The following is a 17,763-nucleotide window of genomic DNA, read 5'->3' as shown; positions in this document are numbered from 1 at the left end:
ATTACGCCATGCGCAAAGCGCTTTGCCCTAAACTCAAAAAATGAAATCTATAAAAATATTTAGCCTTTTATTGTGTACAGCATTTTACGTTAATGCGCAGACTACTTTATCAATAGCACCTGAATTTCAAAAAACCTATCAAAAGGAAACTAGAAATACGGACGGAAAGCCAGGGAAAAATTATTGGCAAAATACTTCAAAATACGATCTTAATGTAGATTTTAATCCAATCAGCAGGTTGTTAAAAGGTAAGGTTCAGGTAACTTATACCAATAATAGTCCTGATACGCTGAAGCAGATATGGTTTAAGCTTTACCCAAATCTGTATAAAAAAGGAACACCAAGAAAGTCAAAATTGGCAGAGTCTGACCTGGGTGATGGAGTTGCTATTGAAAAACTGGCAACGAACGGAAAATCAATCACTGATTTTAAAATTGATGGAACCAATATGACTGTTAATGTTCCTGCGGTTGTTCCTGGCAAAACCGTTAGCTTTTCTATTGATTACAGCTATACTTTAAATAAAGGATCGCATATACGAACAGGTCAGATAGATGAGGGCTCTCATTTCGTGGCTTACTTTTTTCCGCGTATTGCGGTTTATGATGATGTAGACGGATGGAATAAATTCCCTTACACAGGAGCCGAGGAGTTTTATAATGATTTTGACCAGTTCAATGCTTCAATTACGGTTCCAGGTGGATATGGAGTTTGGGCAACCGGCGACCTGAAAAACCCTTCAGAAGTTTTCCAGAAAGATATTGTTTCCAGAATGTTATCTGCCGAAAAAAATGACGCTGTAATTGATGTGATTACCGACAAAGATTTAGCTGATAAAAAAGTAACGCAACCGAATGCTTTTAATACCTTTAAATTCGAGGCTAAAAACGTTACTGATTTTGTATTTGCGCTAAGCGATCATTACCTGTGGAAATCGAGTAGTTTGGTAGTTGATCCTAAAACAAAAAGAAGAACCCGTGTAGATGCTGTTTTTAATCCAAAACATAAAGATTATTACGAAGTGATTGATTTCGCCCGTAAAACGGTTGAAGCCATGAGTTATACTTTTCCTAAATGGCCTTTTCCATACAATCATGAAACGATATTCGATGGTTTAGACCAAATGGAATACCCAATGATGGTGAACGATAACCCGGTTGATAATCGCACAGATGCGATTACTTTAACCGACCATGAAATTTTTCATACTATGTTTCCTTTTTACATGGGCATAAATGAGACAAAATATGGTTGGATGGACGAAGGTTGGGCCACAATAGGTGAGTGGTTGATTTCTCCGATGATTGATTCTACAATTGTTGATGAATACGGCGTACAACCTACGGCTTCGTCATCTGGCGGGAAAGATGATACCCCAATAATGACTTTAACACCAGATTTAAAAGGATTAGGATCTTTTACCAATTCGTACCCTAAACCAGGTTTGGCTTATTTGTTTGTTAAAGATTACCTGGGAGATGAACTGTTTACCAAAGCTTTGCATACTTATATTAAAAACTGGAATGGTAAACACCCAATGCCATACGATTTCTTTAATAGCATGAATGAGGGAAGCGGTAAAAATTTAAACTGGTTCTGGAAAGCCTGGTTTTTTTTTGAAGATGGTGTTACCGATATGGCTATTAAAGCAGTTGACAAAACATCAAGTGGATATACAATTACCATTGAGAACAAAAGCGTTAAGCCGTTGCCAATCGATTTATCCCTGACTTATGAAGATGGTTCTATCGAAAATAACCATAATACTATTGGTGTTTGGGAAAAAGGGGATACGCAAGTGAAAATAAATATAAAAACAAGCAAGAAATTATCAAAAGTAGTGATGGGAAACCCACACACCCCTGATAAAGTGAAAAGCGATAATAGTTTTTCGTTGAATTAGATAAATACCAAGGAAGTCAAGTTGAACTGAGCAAATCGCCTAAAAACTTGACTTCCTTAACATAGGTAAGTTTTATGGCGATCGTCATAATGAACTTGTTTCAGGATCTATTAAACTTAATTCTTTGATTGTGGATGCTGAAATAAATTAAGTATAAGATATTGTTAATTAATGAGTTGTATTTTATAAGCTGGAAAATAATTGCCATTACTTACTAAGCTTAGATTTTCAGTAATTGACTGAGATATCATCAATCTATCAAAAGGATCATTATGGAAATGCGCTAGCTTTGAAAGTTGGATGATATGATTCAGTGTAATAGGTAGTATGTCAAATCCACTTTTTTCTATAATATTAAATATTTCTTCAATTGTTGAATTTAAATTCAACCTTCCTAGAGCATATTTAATGGATAATTCCCAATAACTAGCTATACTAACAAAACACTTGTTTTTTGAATCTTCAATAAGATCTTTGATTTTTTTTGAAAGTTTATCATCATTGGTGATAAACCAGATTACAATATGCGTGTCAAGTAAAAGATTCATTATAGGTAACCTTCAAAACCTTCAATAGGATCATTAAAATTATCCTTTATGCTAATTAGACCTTTTCCTAAACCAGATACCCTCTTTTTGGATTTATCAACTGATTTCTCTTTCGTCATTAAAGAATCAATATAATCTGATACCCTTTTTTTTAGTTCAGTAGGTAAGTCTGCCAATTTTGTATATAATTGAATGTCAGTCATAATATCAAATATAAAAAAGATTTGTGACTATTCAGGTTTCAGAAAATCGATATTCCTTTTCAGTCCGGAAAATTTAGTGCGCTTAACTGCCGACCCTTTAAAAACCTTTTTAAAAACATCATCTGTAATTTCAGTAAGGTCTTTTGCGTTCAAATCCAGTAAGCCGTTCTCAGGGTTAAAAGCTTCTTCATTGTGGGCTTTAGAGAAACGATTCCATGGGCAAACATCCTGACAGATATCACAACCGAACATCCAGTTGTTCATTTTATCTTTAAACTCATTGGGAATTTCATTTTTGAGTTCAATGGTGAGGTAGGAGATACATTTGGTTCCATCTACAACCTGAGGTGCAATAATGGCATCAGTTGGACAGGCATCTAAACAACGTGTACAGCTTCCGCAATAATCAGCTTGGTATGGGTGATCATAATCTAGCTCCAGATCAACAATCAACTCTGCCAGAAAGAAAAAGGAACCTTCAGTTTTACTGATCAGGTTAGAATTTTTACCAATCCAGCCAATACCCGATTTTTTCGCCCAGGCACGATCTAAAACCGGAGCAGAATCTACAAACGCCCTTCCCGAAACTTCACCAATGTTTTCTTCAATAAAATGAGTTAGTTCTTTTAATTTATCTTTTATTACTGTATGGTAATCTTGTCCGTACGCATACTTGGAAATTTTTGGCGCATCAGGATCCGATTGTTTTTCTTCTGTATAATAGTTTAAGGATAAGGAAATTACTGATTTTGCACCCTCTACTAAAAGTCTGGGGTCGAGGCGTTTATCGAAATAATTTTCCATATATTTCATTTCACCATGACGGTTCTGGTTCAGCCAGTTTTCCAGTCTTGGCGCTTCTTCTTCCAGAAATTCAGCTTTCGAAATGCCACAGGCCATAAAGCCTAAGCGCATGGCTTCATCTTTAATTAGCTGGCTATATTTTGCATAATTGTTGTACACCGATCTGCAAAGATAAGGCTTAGGATTTAAAACATTTTCATTAATCACTTGTTCTAAATACAGAAAAAATTAATTGATTATGGTTTATCCGGATTGGGATATCAACTTAGAAGGAGACCTTTAACGTAGTAGACATGGAAGACATAGAACCACAACATACGGAATCAGGAGCAGCTCCGAAACCGATTGAAAAAGATTACGAAAGTCATAAAGAAAACCCGGGACCAGCAAAACCTGCCGTTACTGAGAAAGATGAAAATGGGGCAGGGCAAGCTTTGAAATGGGTGTTGCCAATCGCCATTATTATAGGTTTGATTATATGGTTTGTGATGAGAAAATAATTAGCTTTAGATTAAAATGAAAATGCCGGTAAATTAATTTGACCGGCATTTTTTATGGGTTATTATTTCAAAAGTTTAACCTGATAAAGGTCTTTTCTTCTGTCTTTTAGCACCTTTACTGTTCCATAGTGGTGTAGTTCGTCTAGTAAATGTAGGTCAACATCTACCACTAAAACCATCTCCGTATTTGGCGTAGCTTCTGCTTTTATGGCATTGGTTGGGAAAGCGAAATCAGAAGGTGTAAAAACAGCCGATTGCGCGAACTGGATGTCCATGTTGTTTACCTTCGGTAAATTACCCACGCAGCCTGCAATGGCCACATAACATTCGTTTTCTATCGCCCGGGCCTGAGCACAGTGCCTAACGCGTGTATAGCCATTCTGTGTATCGGTTAAAAATGGTACAAACAAAATCTGCATGCCCTGATCGGCGTAAATGCGGCTTAATTCAGGGAATTCTACATCGTAACAGATCAAAATACCTACTTTACCGCAATCAGTATCAAATACCTGTACTTTATCGCCACCAATCATACCATAATATTTCTGCTCATTCGGTGTAATGTGGATTTTTCTATACTCATCTATTTTACCGGTACGGTGACAAAGGTAAGTGGCATTATAAAGTTTACCATCCTCAATAAGTGGCATACTGCCTGTAATGATGTTAGTATTGTAGCTCAACGAGTACTCATGCATTTTTTGTACGATCTCTTCTGTTTTTTCGGCGAGTTTGCGCATGGCCTCAATCTCTGGCAAATGATTATAAGGTTGCAATAAGGGCGTGTTGAATAGCTCAGGGAACATCACGAAGTCTGATTTGTAGCCACTTAGCGCATCAACAAAAAACTCTACCTGCTCATAAAATGCGTCCATATTGGGGAATAAACGCATTTCCCATTGCACCAAACCCAAACGGATGGTCATTGCCGAACGGGCTGAAGCATCAATACCTTGATAATAAATGTTATTCCACTCAATTAAGGTGGCATATTCTTTTGATTCTTTATCGCCAGGTAAATAGTTTTTCAATACTTTTCTTACGTGAAAATCATTAGAGATCTGAAAAGTCAATGTAGGGTCGTAAATTTCTTTTGCTTTTACCTTGTCTATATACTGCCTTGGGCTAAGCTGTTCTGCATATTGGTGATAACCCGGAATTCTGCCACCGGCGATAATGCTTTTTAGATTTAGGCTTTCGCAGAGTTCTTTACGTGCCTCATATAACCTTCTTCCCAAGCGCAAACCACGGAAGTCAGGGTGCACGAAAATTTCGATTCCATAGAGGGTATCGCCGTTTGGATCGTGTGTTGTAAAAGAATAATCACCAGTGATCAACTTGTAGGTATGCCGATCTCCATATTCGTCGTACTCTACAATAATGGCTAATGAACAGGCTACAACCTTATCATCAACAGCGATGCAGAGCTGTCCTTCGGGGAAAATATTTAAAAGTTTTGCAATACTTGATTTTGGCCAGATGGAACCGCCCATACTGTCGTAGGCCTGGAGCATCGATTCTTTAAGATCTTCGTAATCTTCGAGCGTTAGTTTACGTAATTCAATATTCATAATGTTTGATTTGTAGTTATTGAACACAAAAGCTACCTTAATGTTTTCTTGAAAATATTAATAGGTTATGAAGTTGTGTTTTGGGATATTCTTTTCTGGAAAGAATTATTAAATTTAAGTAATGACGGAAAATGAAGTATCATATATCATTCGAGGAAGTGTTTTTAGAGTTTACAATACTCTTGGCCCGGGCTTACTCGAATCTGCTTATGAAGCTGCCTTAAAATATGAAATAGAAAAGGCAGGGTTATTTGTGTAAAGACAGGTTTCATTACCTATGCGCTATGAAGAAATTACTGTAGATGTGGGATATAGGTTAGATCTTGTGGTAGAGCAAAAGGTGGTTGTTGAATTAAAATCAGTGGAGTTTATTATGAATGTTCATCATAAACAACTGCTTACTTATTTAAAGTTGTCTGGTTATAAATTGGGTTTACTAGTTAATTTTAATACAGATAACATCGCAGATAATATTATTAGAAAGGCTTATGGCTTAGATTAGTATTATATGTCTAGTTTTTCCAGCAGATTTCGCAGATAAGGACCGCAGATTTAAAGGGATTGTAAAGGTTTTTGTGGTTGGCCAAATCTGTGTCGATCTGCGTTTTTTATCATTCGGATCTGCGGGAAACAATCTTGTATTAAAACAGCTTCCCGGTTTGGCCTGGATAATTTTTCTTTAAGTGCTTATATGCGGCTTCGGTAACTTCTCTACCCCGTGAAGTACGCATAATATATCCCTCTTGAATCAAAAACGGCTCATAAACCTCCTCAATAGTACCTTCATCTTCTCCAACAGCCGTAGCAATGGTTTTTAAACCTACCGGACCGCCTTTAAATTTATCGATAATGGTAACCAGGATTCTGTTGTCCATTTCATCCAAGCCATGTTCATCTACATTTAATGCATTGAGGGCATAACGGGCAATTTCAGTATCGATATTTCCGTTTCCTTTAATCTGCGCAAAATCTCTTGTTCTCCGTAAAAGTGCATTGGCAATACGGGGCGTGCCGCGACTACGGCGGGCAATTTCGTAGGCACCTTCATCACTGATCGGCGTTTTTAATATATCAGAAGAGCGTAGCACAATTGTGGTTAGCAATTTAGCGTCATAGTAAGCCAGGCGGGCATTGATGCCAAAGCGTGCCCTTAACGGAGCAGTCAACAATCCGGAGCGGGTGGTAGCACCTACTAAAGTAAAAGGATTAAGCGAAATCTGTACAGAACGGGCATTCGGGCCAGTTTCGAGCATAATATCGATTTTAAAATCCTCCATGGCAGAGTATAGGTATTCTTCTACAAGCGGAGATAAACGATGGATCTCATCGATAAAAAGAATATCGCCTTCATCCAAGCCGGTTAATAAACCAGCCAAATCGCCAGGTTTGTCTAACACCGGACCAGAGGTTACTTTGATGCCAGTAGCCATTTCATTGGCAATGATATGAGAGAGTGTGGTTTTACCTAATCCGGGAGGACCATGCAAAAGAACATGATCTAAAGCCTCGCCACGGAGTTTCGCCGCCTGAACAAAAATCTTCAGATTTTCCATCACTTTTTCCTGCCCCGTAAAATCTTCAAAAGCCTGTGGCCTTAAAACCCTTTCAATATCGCGATCGGTAGGGCTTAGGTTGCTTGCTTCGGGATCCAGATTCTCATTCATACAGCAAATATAAAATTAAATGCTAAAAAAATTAGGATTTTTTAAATTTATCAGAAACGACAAGATCTTTTGATCCGGCAGTATATTTATAAAAACCTTCGCCAGTTTTAATACCTTTTTTACCTGCAGCAACCATATTTACCAATAATGGACATGGTGCGTATTTAGGATTACCAAAACCGTCGTTCAATACTTTTAATATTGCCAAGCAAACATCCAGACCAATAAAATCGGCTAACTGCAAGGGCCCCATCGGATGTGCCATTCCAAGTTTCATTACCGTATCGATTTCATAAACGCCTGCAACGCCTTCATACAGGGTGTAAATGGCCTCGTTAATCATTGGCATTAAAATGCGGTTAGCCACAAAACCCGGATAATCATTTACCTCAACAGGAACTTTCTCCAAACTTTGCGATAGCGACATAATAGTACTGGTTGTTTCATCACTCGTGGCATAACCTCTTATTACTTCTACTAACTTCATTACCGGAACAGGGTTCATAAAGTGCATCCCGATTACCTTATCACCTCTACCGGTTACGGCAGCAATCTGCGTAATGGAAATAGAAGAGGTATTTGAAGCCAGAATAGCATGTGCAGGTGCGTACTTATCTAAATCCTTAAAGATCTTCAGTTTTAAGTCCACATTTTCGGTAGCGGCTTCTACAATTAAATCGGAACTTTGAACGCCATCCTTTGTTGAGGTATAGGTGGTGATGTTATTAAGAGTGGCCGCTTTCTGATCTTCTGTTAATGTGCCTTTGGCAAGCTGTCTGTCTAGATTTTTGGTAATGGTTTGTATAGCCTTATCCAATGCATCCTGATTGATGTCGATTAGGTTGACTTGATAATTGAATTGTGCAAAGGTATGAGCGATGCCATTTCCCATCGTGCCAGATCCTATAACTGCGATTTGTTTCATCTTTAAGAGATTAAAAAAAGAGAATTTAATAGTAAACGATTAGTTAAAATAGAGATCTTGCCGGATAGCCCGATCTCTATTTATTATATTAAGTTATGGTGCCAATCTGGTTTTAGTCCAGATTCCCTTAACCTTTTCGAAATTTATCCTATCGTGCAGCCTGCTGCTTCTTCCTTGCCAAAACTCTATCCTTGTAGGTTTTACAATATAACCGCCCCAGTGCGCAGGTTTTGCAATACCTTTATCGGTACTTTTAGCCTTTAATTCTTCAACTTTTTCTTCCAAAAACGTCCTGTTTGGAATAACCTGACTTTGTGGGGAAGCTACCGCTCCAATCTGACTGTCAAGCGGCCTCGTATTGAAATATTCTTCGGAAGTTTCCTTATCTAGTTTTTCTACTGTTCCTTCAATCCTCACTTGTCTTTCCAATTCAGGCCAGAAAAATACTAAAGCTGCGTATGGATTGCGTTTAAGCTCTTTTCCCTTAGCACTTAAGTAATTCGTAAAGAACCTAAATCCACCGGCATCAACACCTTTAAGCAAAACAATACGGGCATCGGGTCTGCCGGCTTTATCGGCTGTAGCCAAAGTCATTACATTGGGTTCGTATATCTGGGCATCAACAGCATGTTGAAACCACTTTTTAAACTGGATAATTGGGTCTTGATCAACGTCAGATTCATCCAGCGAAGCGCTTTTATAATCTTGGCGCAGGTTTTGTAGAAATTCATTTGTAACTTGCATTTAACAAAAATAGACATCTTTTACGGTGTAACAAATGATTATCATCATGCTGAACAATATAAAACCTAAAACAGGCCGCTTGCTCATCTCAGAGCCATTTATGGCTGATCCTAATTTTAAAAGATCTGTTGTGCTATTAACAGAGCATGGCGATGATGGAACTGTAGGTTATATACTTAACCAGGTAGGTAATCTTATGCTGAATGATGTGATACAGGATTTATGGGATGCAAAAAACTACATTTATTTTGGCGGACCTGTTGCTGCAGATACCTTACATTTCATTCATCGTAGTTATGATAAACTACAGAGTGGTGAGCCTATTGGGAATGGACTGTATTGGGGTGGAAATTTTGAAACACTTAAAATCCTTTTAAATACCAATGCCATAAGCGCTGAGGAGATAAAATTTTTTATGGGCTACTCTGGCTGGGGCCATGGACAGCTCGATCGCGAAATAGAGCAGAATGCCTGGATGGTGAGCGATACCTTTAATCCTGACCTCATTTTTAGTAACGATGATGAAAAACTTTGGCGGGATGTGATCGTAAATTTAGGCCCGAAATATGCACATATCAGTAATTTTCCAGTGGACCCGAATTTGAACTAGATAGTTTTTAATTAGCATTCATTTAAAATAAAACGATAAGTATTTATTGTTTTATTTTAAATAATATCTTATGTTTGTTTCATATTTAAATTTATTATCTATGAAACTCTCAGAAAGTAAGGTGATTAAAAACCTAAATAGATTGGCGACGATCGTGTTAGCTTTTTATGTTGTATTTTTATTCCAACAATTTTTTACATCCTCTTCGCCAGCAAGTAGTAAAGCAGTTAAAAGTTATGAAGTATATAATGTAAAACTTAATTATTTTACCAATAAAGTTGATGAAGATCCTTTAAAATCTTGGTTCAACGATACTGTTGTGATACAAAAAACCGATAGGGCTTTGGTTCATTTGAGATTTAGGACTTATGATCAATTATTTTCCTTACCAGCTATATTGTTTCAGTTTTCAATTGTTGTTTATTGGTTAATTATTGGGATAATTATATTTCTTATAAAAGTGTTTTTCCAGTCGCTAACAAAGGACAAAGTATTTACTGCAAAAAATGCATCGATTATAATATGGGGAAGCTTATTGTTAATATGTTTGCCAATTGCGAGGTGGTTTTCTCAAGAGTTATTTGTTTCTTGTATTAACCAGTTGAGTTTAAACGATTCTAAATATGCCTTGAGTAATGGAGAAGGTATTATAGCTTCAGAAACCATCATAGGTTTAATAATATTGGCCTTTGGTTTAGCTTTTAAAGTGGGAGTTAAGATTAAAGAAGAAAATGAATCATTCGTATAAACCCGAATTATGCCCATAATTATAAATTTAGATGTGATGCTGGCCAAGCGGAAAATGTCGTTAACTGAACTCTCAGAAAGAGTAGGGCTTACCATTGTAAATCTTTCCATATTAAAAACAGGGAAGGCAAAAGGAGTAAGGTTTGATACACTGGAAGCGATTTGCAAAGTTTTGGATTGCAAGCCTGGTGATATTATTGATATGGATTGAAAAAGGGCGATGAAAATTATTTTTACATCGCCCTTTTATAGAATGAATAACTTGATCTCTTTTTATAATATGTCTTTAAAAGATCTTCCGGGGATATTTAAATTTAGAGTTGTCACCCTGAATTTATTTCAGGGTCAATCTTGCAAGAAAGATGCTGAAATGAATTCAGCATGACGATCGCGTTAGGAAACGGTGCTGAAAATGACCATTATGAATAAATATTAGTTGAATAGACTAAAGACTCCTGACTTAGGACTCAAGACTATCAGCGCTTTCTTCAACCTTTCTTCTCAGTTCATCTTTGTAAGCTTGCATTTTAACCGTTAAAGACTCATCAGCTGTAGCTAAAATCTGAGTGGCTAATAAACCTGCATTTTTAGCAGCGTTTAATGCCACTGTAGCCACTGGGATACCATTCGGCATTTGTAAAATAGATAAAATACTGTCCCAGCCATCGATAGAGTTTGATGACTTAACCGGAACGCCAATTACTGGCAATGTGGTAATAGAAGCCACCATTCCTGGTAAATGGGCAGCACCACCAGCACCGGCAATAATCACTTTTAAACCACGGCCTTGCGCTTCTTTAGCGTAATTGAACATCCGTTCTGGTGTTCTGTGGGCAGAAACAACCGTAATTTCATAGTTTATTCCAAATTCTTTTAATACATCAGCAGCGTCTTGCATAACAGGTAAATCTGATTTGCTACCCATGATAATTCCAACTAATGCCCCTAAATCCCCTGAAGGGGACTTTGAATTTCCAGCGTTCATATATATTGTTTAGTCTTTATTTATATTTTATATTGTTCTTAAGCTTTTGGCATTTCGACCTTGATATTCGTTCCCCCTTAAGGGGGCTAGGGGGCTATGCAATTACTTTTAGTGTCTTTTGTACAAAGCGTGCTTTTTCTATGGCTTTTTCTCTATCGATATCTACAATGGTTACATGGCCCATCTTGCGGAAAGGTTTTGTGTATTTCTTGCCATATAGGTGAACAAAAACACCATCAATCGCCAATATTTTTTCCAGATTTTCATATTTAGCCACACCTTCAAAACCTTTTTCGCCAAGCAGGTTAATCATAATGGCATTGGTAATACTCGTGGTATCGCCAAGTGGCAAATTATAAATAGAACGTAAATGTTGTTCGAACTGAGAAACATAATTGCCCTCGATAGTTTGATGACCGCTGTTGTGCGGACGGGGTGCGACCTCGTTAACCAGCAGCTCTCCATCTTTGCAAATAAACATTTCTACCGCTAAAATCCCGGTGATGTTCATTGCCGAGGCAATATTTTTAGCAATGTTTTCTGCTTTTTGTTGTAAGCTTTCGGCAAAAGTAGATGGGGAAATTAAAAACTCAACCAAATTGGCCTCTGGATTAAATTCCATTTCTACCATTGGGAAAGTTTTCATATCGCCGTTGGCATTACGGGCAACAATTACGGCAACTTCTTTTTCAAAATCGACCAGTTTCTCGATGATACAAGGCGCATCAAAAGCTTTATCTAAATCGACTGCACTGTTGATTTTCATCACGCCTTTGCCATCATAACCATCTTTACGCAATTTTAAAATATATGGAAAAGGGATAGTACTGTTCTCCATATCTTCCTTCGTATTTACAATCTGGAAAGGAGAGGTTGGGATATCGTTTTCTTTAAAAAACTGTTTTTGTACGCCTTTATCTTGAATTAAACGGATTACCCTAGATTGTGGAAATACCTTTTTGCCTTCTTTTTCAAGCTGCTCAAGTGCATCAATATTTACCTTTTCAATTTCTATGGTAATAATATCAGCTTTCTTTCCAAAGTTGTAAACGGTATCAAAATCAGTAATTGAGCCATTTTCGAAGTAATTAGAGATGTGTTTACAAGGGGCATCAGGATCTGGATCTAAAACTAATGTGGTTACATTGTAATTGATTGCTTGTTGAATGAGCATTCTGCCCAATTGTCCGCCGCCTAAAATACCTAATTTTAATTCGCTAATCTGTTTTGCCATGCGCTTGAAAATAATGCTACTTTTGTGCAAAAGTAACCATAATAAATTTTATTGATGAATGCTGATGCAATAATTATTGGTGCAGGTGCTTGCGGATTGATGTGTGCGGTGCAGGCAGGCTATCTGGGCAAGAAAGTAATTGTGCTCGAAAAAAATGACAAACCCGGCGCCAAAATTTTAATTTCAGGTGGTGGTCGCTGTAATTATACGAATCAATTTGCATCAGCTGAGCAGTTTATATCAGCAAACCCACATTTTATCAAATCTGCTTTCACGCAGTGGACGGTTGACGATACCATTGGCTTTTTTGAAACTTATGGCATAACAGGCAAAGAAAAAACTTTAGGCCAATTATTTCCTGATGATAAAAATGCGAAAGATGTTGTTGAGGTTTTTACCTCCGTTTGCGAAGATTTTGGGCAAGAAATTAGGTGTAACGCAGATGTAAAGGATATTGAAATATTGCCAGAAGGCTTTAAAGTGAGTTATGAGAAAAATGGTAAAACTGTAGTTTTAACTGCGGAAAAGCTGGTGATTACCACCGGAGGTTTACCCATCCCAAAAATGGGCGCTACGGATTTTGCCTTACGCTTTGCGAGAAAACACGACTTAAAAGTTATTGAAACGGCTCCCGCTTTGGTCCCTTTGACCATAACTGGTAAGGATGAAGAATGGTTTGCGCAGCTTTCGGGAAATTCTGTGTTTTGCGAAGTAAGCAATGATCAGATTTCGTTCGAAGAAAATATCCTTTTTACCCATTGGGGATTAAGCGGGCCTGCTATTTTGCAGATTTCCTCTTTTTGGAGAAGAGGCGAGACCATCAACCTGAATCTGTTGCCTCATCAGGATATCGTAGCATTATTGGATGAGGAAAGAAAAACGAACGGCAAAACTTTATTGTCGACGCTTTTAAACCGGATTTATACCAAGAAGTTTACCGATGCATTAGGTAAGTTTTTACCTTTAAGCAAACCTGTTGCAGCATTAACAAAGTCAGAAATCGATTTGATTGAACAAACCATTCATCATTTTAAGGTTAAACCTGCTGGCGATAAAGGTTATGATAAAGCTGAAGTAATGCGTGGCGGAATTGATACCAATGAAATATCTTCTAAAACTTTAGCATGTAAAAAGATTCCGAACCTATTTTTTGGTGGCGAATGTTTAGATGTTACAGGTTGGCTGGGCGGCTATAATTTTCAATGGGCCTGGGCAAGTGGTTTTGTAATTGCGCAGAATATTTAAAGTTTAATTAACCCATTAGGTTTCGAAAACCTGATAGGTTTGTACAACATCTTTAAAATTTGTTGTTAAAATTGATTAAATTTGATTACTATGGAATCATTAAAAGATATTATCTCAACAAATGCAGACATTTTAGGTGGTTTACCTGTTTTTGCAGGTACAAGAGTTCCAGTTGAAACCTTATTTTTTCATGTAGAGAAAGGAATCACTATCGATGAATTTTTAGAAGACTTTCCAAGTGTATCTAAGAGGCAGGTAATTAGTGTTTTAGAAGTGGCGAACAAATTAATAACCTCCGATCATATAGATAAAATATATGAAATTGCTTCTTGATGAAAATCTCCCCAAAAGATTAAAAGAACATTTTTCCGAACATGAGATTTATACCGTTAGAGACATGGGTTGGAATGGCGTTAAGAATGGTGAATTGCTGAAATTAATGATCGCTGATGATTTTCATGTACTGATCACATTTGATAAAAATCTCCAGTTTCAACAGAATTTCGCAAAATATACCCTACCCATCATTGTTTTAAATGCATTTGACAATACATATTTAACACTAAAAGAATTGGTACCACAAACCTTATTATTACTAAAATCCAATCTCAAAGTTGGAGCTAATATTATAACCTACAAATAAACATTCGGCATAATTTCCCATGCCCATGGTTTTTTAAAGGTTTTAAAAGTTCTGAGCTGTGAAAAATATAAAACCTCGCTTGTTCTATGGTTTGCAATATCCCTTCGGTGTAGATTACCTACCGTAGTAAATAATTCACGGGTTTTGAAATCGTAAACCCTTTCGGTCATATCGCCGCTGTTCTGGTTAAAATAAAGGTTTATCGCGCTTGTTAAAAACCAGTCCTTATTTTCAAATTTAAAGGTATAGCCCAGTTCCCAGCGCCATTCTGAACCCCCTTGAAACCTTAAATACAGTTGCTGATCTTTAATGGCAATCTGTTGTAGCGGATCGCCCAATTTACCACCTTCTTCCGAACGTAAAATGAAATCGTTGTTTTGGGTAGATAAACTGTAATTACCTGTTGATTTATCTTTAAACAATATGGCCAATATTCTTGGTTTCTGGGTTTCTTTTATGATATCTGTATTGTTGTCTCCATAAACACGCGTTTCGTCGATAGATTTATTAAACTCAAAAACTACTGCTAAATCATCTGTTGCATCATTATTTAAATCGCCGCGAACCTGATCGATAACCGTCCAGTTTGCAGGCGTAAATTGTTCAGCAGAAGCCCCCTGCGCCTTAATTTTAGGGAATACAAATGTTTTTTGTGCAAAGCCGATTTGCACACAGAGCATCAGGATGTAAAAACAAAAAACTTTCATTCAGGTAGAAAACGTGTTGATGTAGGATTAAAACGTTTGACTTGGTGTTTTAGTTTAAGATAGTTGTATATCCCGATAGATCCGTCATCCCCAACTTGATTGGGGATCTTAATACATTAGACTTTTAAAAAACAGTTTACGATTTTCTAATCATAAAGTCGTTTCTTCATGCATTTAGCGATAATCCTTAAAAATCCCTTACTTTTGCAGAAAAACAATTCCCTTTGAAAACCGAAATATTTGCCATTACGCCGCCATTTACCCAACTGAATACCCCATATCCAGCAACGGCGTATATAAAAGGTTTTCTGAACACTAAAAATATCAGCGCTACACAGGCCGATTTAGGTATTGAAGTTATTTTACAGCTGTTCTCTAAAAAAGGATTGCAAGATCTGTTCAATCACACTGAGCGAAGTTTATGCGTTGATAATGAAAATCCAAAAAGCGATAATGCTAAGCGTATTTTTGCATTGCAAGACGAATATTTAAAAACCATCGATGCGGTAATTGCGTTTCTACAGGGTAAGAATCCAACTTTGGCCTTGCAGATCTGTAGTGATGATTTTCTGCCCCAAGCTTCGCGTTTTGCAGCTTTAGCAGAGCTGGACTGGGCTTTTGGCGCAATGGGTACGCAGGATAAAGCGAAACATTTGGCTACACTTTATCTTGAAGATATATCTGATTACATAGTGGAGTGTGTTGATGAAAATTTTGGTTTTAGCCGTTATGCAGAACGTTTAGGCAGAAGTGCAAATTCTTTTGATGAACTGTACGATGCTTTGCATAAAGAACCAACCTATATAGATGAGATCCTGATTTCGGTTTTAAAAGAGAAAATTGAAACTGTTCAGCCTAAATTGTTCTTGATTTCTGTTCCTTTTCCGGGCAATTTGTATAGTGCTTTCCGTTGTGCACAATGGGGCAAGGCCAATCATCCGGAAATCAAAATTTCTATGGGCGGTGGTTTCCCGAATACAGAATTAAGATCATTATCTGATGCAAGGGTTTTTGAATTCTTCGATTACATTACCTTAGATGACGGTGAATTACCAATTGAACTCTTATATCAAAATATTACTCATCCTATTCCAGCTGAAGCCCATTTTTATAAAAGGACTTTTCTGCTCGAAAACGGCAAAGTGGTTTACCGTAACGATGCCTTCAGAAATGATTATAAGCAGGCTGATGTTGGTACACCAGATTATACAGGGTTATTATTGGATAAATACATTTCGGTAATTGAGATTGTAAATCCGATGCACCGCATGTGGAGTGATGGACGATGGAACAAACTCACGATGGCACATGGCTGTTATTGGGGTAAATGTACTTTCTGCGATATTTCGCTCGATTATATCAAAGTTTACGAACCTGTTGCGGCTAAACTAATTGTAGATCGCATTGAGGATTTATATGAGAAAACAGGGCAAAATGGCTTTCACTTTGTTGATGAGGCTGCACCACCTGCGCTTATGCGTGAGGTTGCCTTAGAAATCATCAGAAGAAAGTTAGCCGTTACCTGGTGGACAAACATCCGTTTTGAAAAAAGCTTCACGCAAGACCTATGTTTATTGTTAAAGGCTTCGGGTTGTATTGCGGTTTCGGGTGGACTGGAAGTTGCCTCAGATCGTTTGTTAAAGCTGATCGATAAAGGCGTAACGGTAGAACAAGTGGCTAAGGTTACGCGTAATTTTACCGAAGCTGGAATTATGGTGCATGCTTATTTAATGTATGGCTACCCAACGCAAACCATACAGGAAACGATCGACAGTTTGGAGATGGTACGTCAGTTGTTTGAGGTTGGGATATTACAATCAGGCTTTTGGCATCAGTTTGCCATGACGGCACACAGTCCCGTGGGTATGTACCCGGAAAAATTTGGGGTGGTAAAAGACACTGAAGTGATTGGCACTTTTGCCAATAATGACATCAACTATACCGATAAAACAGGCATTGACCATAATAAATTCAGTTTCGGGTTGAAAAAGTCACTTTTCAATTTTATGCATGGTATCTGTTTTGATTATGAACTGCAGGATTGGTTTGATTTTAAAATTCCTAGGACGAAAATCCCTTCAGATTTTATTGAGAGCGCTTTAAATGATGAAGATCAGTTTAATACGAAACCTACCGCAAAAGTAGTTTGGATAGGAGGAAAGCCTTCTGCAGAATATTTTACCAAATCGAAAAAGGGGAATACCTGGGAAATGGCATCATTAACTTTTCACGATAAAAAAGAGACTTTTACTGTGCAAACCAATAAAAAGGAGGGTGAGTGGCTCACTGCTGTTTTAAATAAAGTTTCTATCTCAAACGAAAAAGTTTACACTTTTCAGGAGGTTAAAACCGATTTTGAACAAGAAATGGAAAACTTTGAGCTGTTCTGGTATTCTAAACCGATCAACACGCTTCGAGAATACGGCTTGTTGGTTTTGTAAATTTTGCTTAGGCTCGTTTCCAACAAGCGTAAGCTTATATTTTATTGTACCTGAACTATACTGTTTTTTTTAGCTGGTTTGCCTAATTCGATCGTCATGCTGAATTTATTTCAGCATCTTTCTAACCTGAGTTCGATAATTATTTGCTGAAAATTATATCTTATTTACGCCTAATCCCGCTTTATCGTCCTGCTGAATTTATTTCAGCATCTTTTTAGCGTGAAAGACCCTGAAATAAATTCAGGGTGACGACCGTCTTAACAGAAAACTTGATTAAAACGCCACAAAA

At 37.3% G+C, this 17,763-nt stretch carries 19 protein-coding genes and 1 pseudogene; 10 read left to right on the top strand and 10 right to left on the bottom strand.

Going from position 1 to position 17,763, the window contains the following annotated elements:
• Positions 1-40: 40 nt before the first annotated feature.
• Positions 41-1,903 carry a M1 family metallopeptidase gene (locus tag AW17_RS15355; RefSeq protein ID WP_029277918.1) on the top strand — a complete coding sequence of 621 codons (1,863 nt, stop codon included), beginning with the start codon at positions 41-43 and terminating at the stop codon, positions 1,901-1,903.
• Positions 1,904-2,067: 164 nt separating this feature from the next.
• Here the strand turns inward: AW17_RS15355 and AW17_RS15350 are convergent, their stop codons facing one another.
• From AW17_RS15350 to queG, 3 genes are read right to left on the bottom strand one after another with little or no spacing between them, the layout of a single operon-like run.
• Positions 2,068-2,451 (bottom strand): type II toxin-antitoxin system VapC family toxin, encoded by a 384-nt coding sequence (locus AW17_RS15350; RefSeq protein WP_029277917.1) that lies wholly within the window; start codon positions 2,449-2,451, stop codon positions 2,068-2,070.
• Positions 2,451-2,654: a type II toxin-antitoxin system VapB family antitoxin gene (gene vapB / locus AW17_RS15345; protein ID WP_029277915.1), complete on the bottom strand. Its 204-nt coding sequence runs from the start codon at positions 2,652-2,654 to the stop codon at positions 2,451-2,453. Before vapB ends, AW17_RS15350 begins: the two co-directional genes overlap by 1 nt.
• A gap of 27 nt (positions 2,655-2,681) precedes the next feature.
• Positions 2,682-3,617, bottom strand: coding sequence for a tRNA epoxyqueuosine(34) reductase QueG (gene queG, locus AW17_RS15340; protein WP_029277913.1), 936 nt, complete (start codon positions 3,615-3,617; stop codon positions 2,682-2,684).
• A gap of 134 nt (positions 3,618-3,751) precedes the next feature.
• Between queG and AW17_RS15335 the strand changes: the two genes are divergently transcribed.
• A complete protein-coding gene (locus AW17_RS15335; protein WP_029277911.1) occupies positions 3,752-3,958 on the top strand; it encodes a hypothetical protein in 207 nt (68 codons plus the stop codon).
• Positions 3,959-4,020: 62 nt separating this feature from the next.
• Here AW17_RS15335 and AW17_RS15330 read toward each other — a convergent pair whose 3' ends face one another.
• Positions 4,021-5,529 carry a bifunctional GNAT family N-acetyltransferase/carbon-nitrogen hydrolase family protein gene (locus tag AW17_RS15330; protein ID WP_029277909.1) on the bottom strand — a complete coding sequence of 503 codons (1,509 nt, stop codon included), beginning with the start codon at positions 5,527-5,529 and terminating at the stop codon, positions 4,021-4,023.
• Between the two features lie 121 nt (positions 5,530-5,650).
• On the opposite strand from AW17_RS15330, the pseudogene AW17_RS15325 reads away from it, so the two are divergent.
• A pseudogene (locus AW17_RS15325) lies at positions 5,651-6,031 on the top strand (GxxExxY protein).
• A 139-nt stretch (positions 6,032-6,170) separates the two neighbouring features.
• Here AW17_RS15325 and ruvB read toward each other — a convergent pair.
• The 3 genes from ruvB to pdxH all read right to left on the bottom strand — a co-directional run bounded on the left by ruvB (position 6,171) and on the right by pdxH (position 8,862).
• Positions 6,171-7,193, bottom strand: a complete 1,023-nt coding sequence (ruvB, locus tag AW17_RS15320) for a Holliday junction branch migration DNA helicase RuvB (RefSeq protein WP_029277907.1) — start codon at positions 7,191-7,193, stop codon at positions 6,171-6,173.
• Positions 7,194-7,224: 31 nt separating this feature from the next.
• Positions 7,225-8,118: a 3-hydroxyacyl-CoA dehydrogenase family protein gene (locus AW17_RS15315; RefSeq protein ID WP_029277905.1), complete on the bottom strand. Its 894-nt coding sequence runs from the start codon at positions 8,116-8,118 to the stop codon at positions 7,225-7,227.
• 93 nt (positions 8,119-8,211) lie between these two features.
• Complete coding sequence (gene pdxH / locus AW17_RS15310; protein WP_029277903.1) at positions 8,212-8,862, bottom strand: pyridoxamine 5'-phosphate oxidase; 651 nt, start codon at positions 8,860-8,862, stop codon at positions 8,212-8,214.
• A gap of 46 nt (positions 8,863-8,908) precedes the next feature.
• Between pdxH and AW17_RS15305 the strand changes: the two genes are divergently transcribed.
• From AW17_RS15305 to AW17_RS15295, 3 genes are all read left to right on the top strand, one after another.
• Positions 8,909-9,472, top strand: a complete 564-nt coding sequence (locus AW17_RS15305) for a YqgE/AlgH family protein (protein ID WP_029277901.1) — start codon at positions 8,909-8,911, stop codon at positions 9,470-9,472.
• Between the two features lie 100 nt (positions 9,473-9,572).
• Positions 9,573-10,220: a DUF2975 domain-containing protein gene (locus tag AW17_RS15300; protein ID WP_055726101.1), complete on the top strand. Its 648-nt coding sequence runs from the start codon at positions 9,573-9,575 to the stop codon at positions 10,218-10,220.
• Positions 10,221-10,229: 9 nt separating this feature from the next.
• Complete coding sequence (locus AW17_RS15295; RefSeq protein WP_029277897.1) at positions 10,230-10,430, top strand: helix-turn-helix domain-containing protein; 201 nt, start codon at positions 10,230-10,232, stop codon at positions 10,428-10,430.
• 249 nt (positions 10,431-10,679) lie between these two features.
• Here the strand turns inward: AW17_RS15295 and purE are convergent, their stop codons facing one another.
• Both purE and AW17_RS15285 read right to left on the bottom strand, forming a co-directional pair.
• The gene (gene purE / locus AW17_RS15290; RefSeq protein WP_051691877.1) at positions 10,680-11,204 is read right to left on the bottom strand and encodes a 5-(carboxyamino)imidazole ribonucleotide mutase; all 525 of its coding nucleotides are present in this window, start codon (positions 11,202-11,204) and stop codon (positions 10,680-10,682) included.
• Between the two features lie 94 nt (positions 11,205-11,298).
• Positions 11,299-12,438, bottom strand: coding sequence for a 5-(carboxyamino)imidazole ribonucleotide synthase (locus AW17_RS15285; protein ID WP_029277893.1), 1,140 nt, complete (start codon positions 12,436-12,438; stop codon positions 11,299-11,301).
• A gap of 54 nt (positions 12,439-12,492) precedes the next feature.
• Between AW17_RS15285 and AW17_RS15280 the strand changes: the two genes are divergently transcribed.
• The 3 genes from AW17_RS15280 (at position 12,493) to AW17_RS15270 (ending at position 14,326) form a co-directional block, all read left to right on the top strand.
• Entirely contained in the window at positions 12,493-13,683 is a 1,191-nt protein-coding gene (locus AW17_RS15280) for a BaiN/RdsA family NAD(P)/FAD-dependent oxidoreductase (protein WP_029277891.1), read from the top strand.
• 90 nt (positions 13,684-13,773) lie between these two features.
• A complete protein-coding gene (locus AW17_RS15275) occupies positions 13,774-14,016 on the top strand; it encodes a DUF433 domain-containing protein (RefSeq protein WP_029277889.1) in 243 nt (80 codons plus the stop codon).
• Positions 14,000-14,326: a DUF5615 family PIN-like protein gene (locus tag AW17_RS15270; protein ID WP_029277887.1), complete on the top strand. Its 327-nt coding sequence runs from the start codon at positions 14,000-14,002 to the stop codon at positions 14,324-14,326. Before AW17_RS15275 ends, AW17_RS15270 begins: the two co-directional genes overlap by 17 nt.
• On the opposite strand, the gene AW17_RS15265 is transcribed toward AW17_RS15270, so the two are convergent.
• A complete protein-coding gene (locus AW17_RS15265; protein WP_029277886.1) occupies positions 14,317-15,033 on the bottom strand; it encodes a hypothetical protein in 717 nt (238 codons plus the stop codon). The two genes, AW17_RS15270 and AW17_RS15265, sit on opposite strands and share 10 nt — an antisense overlap.
• A gap of 224 nt (positions 15,034-15,257) precedes the next feature.
• On the opposite strand from AW17_RS15265, the gene AW17_RS15260 reads away from it, so the two are divergent.
• Complete coding sequence (locus AW17_RS15260) at positions 15,258-17,474, top strand: B12-binding domain-containing radical SAM protein (RefSeq protein WP_029277884.1); 2,217 nt, start codon at positions 15,258-15,260, stop codon at positions 17,472-17,474.
• Positions 17,475-17,763: the final 289 nt, after the last annotated feature.

It is taken from the genome of Pedobacter borealis DSM 19626, assembly GCF_000708285.2.
GTDB lineage: Bacteria > Bacteroidota > Bacteroidia > Sphingobacteriales > Sphingobacteriaceae > Pedobacter > Pedobacter borealis.
Note: the sequence above shows the minus strand (reverse complement) of the source record. Positions and strands in the feature narration are given on the sequence as shown.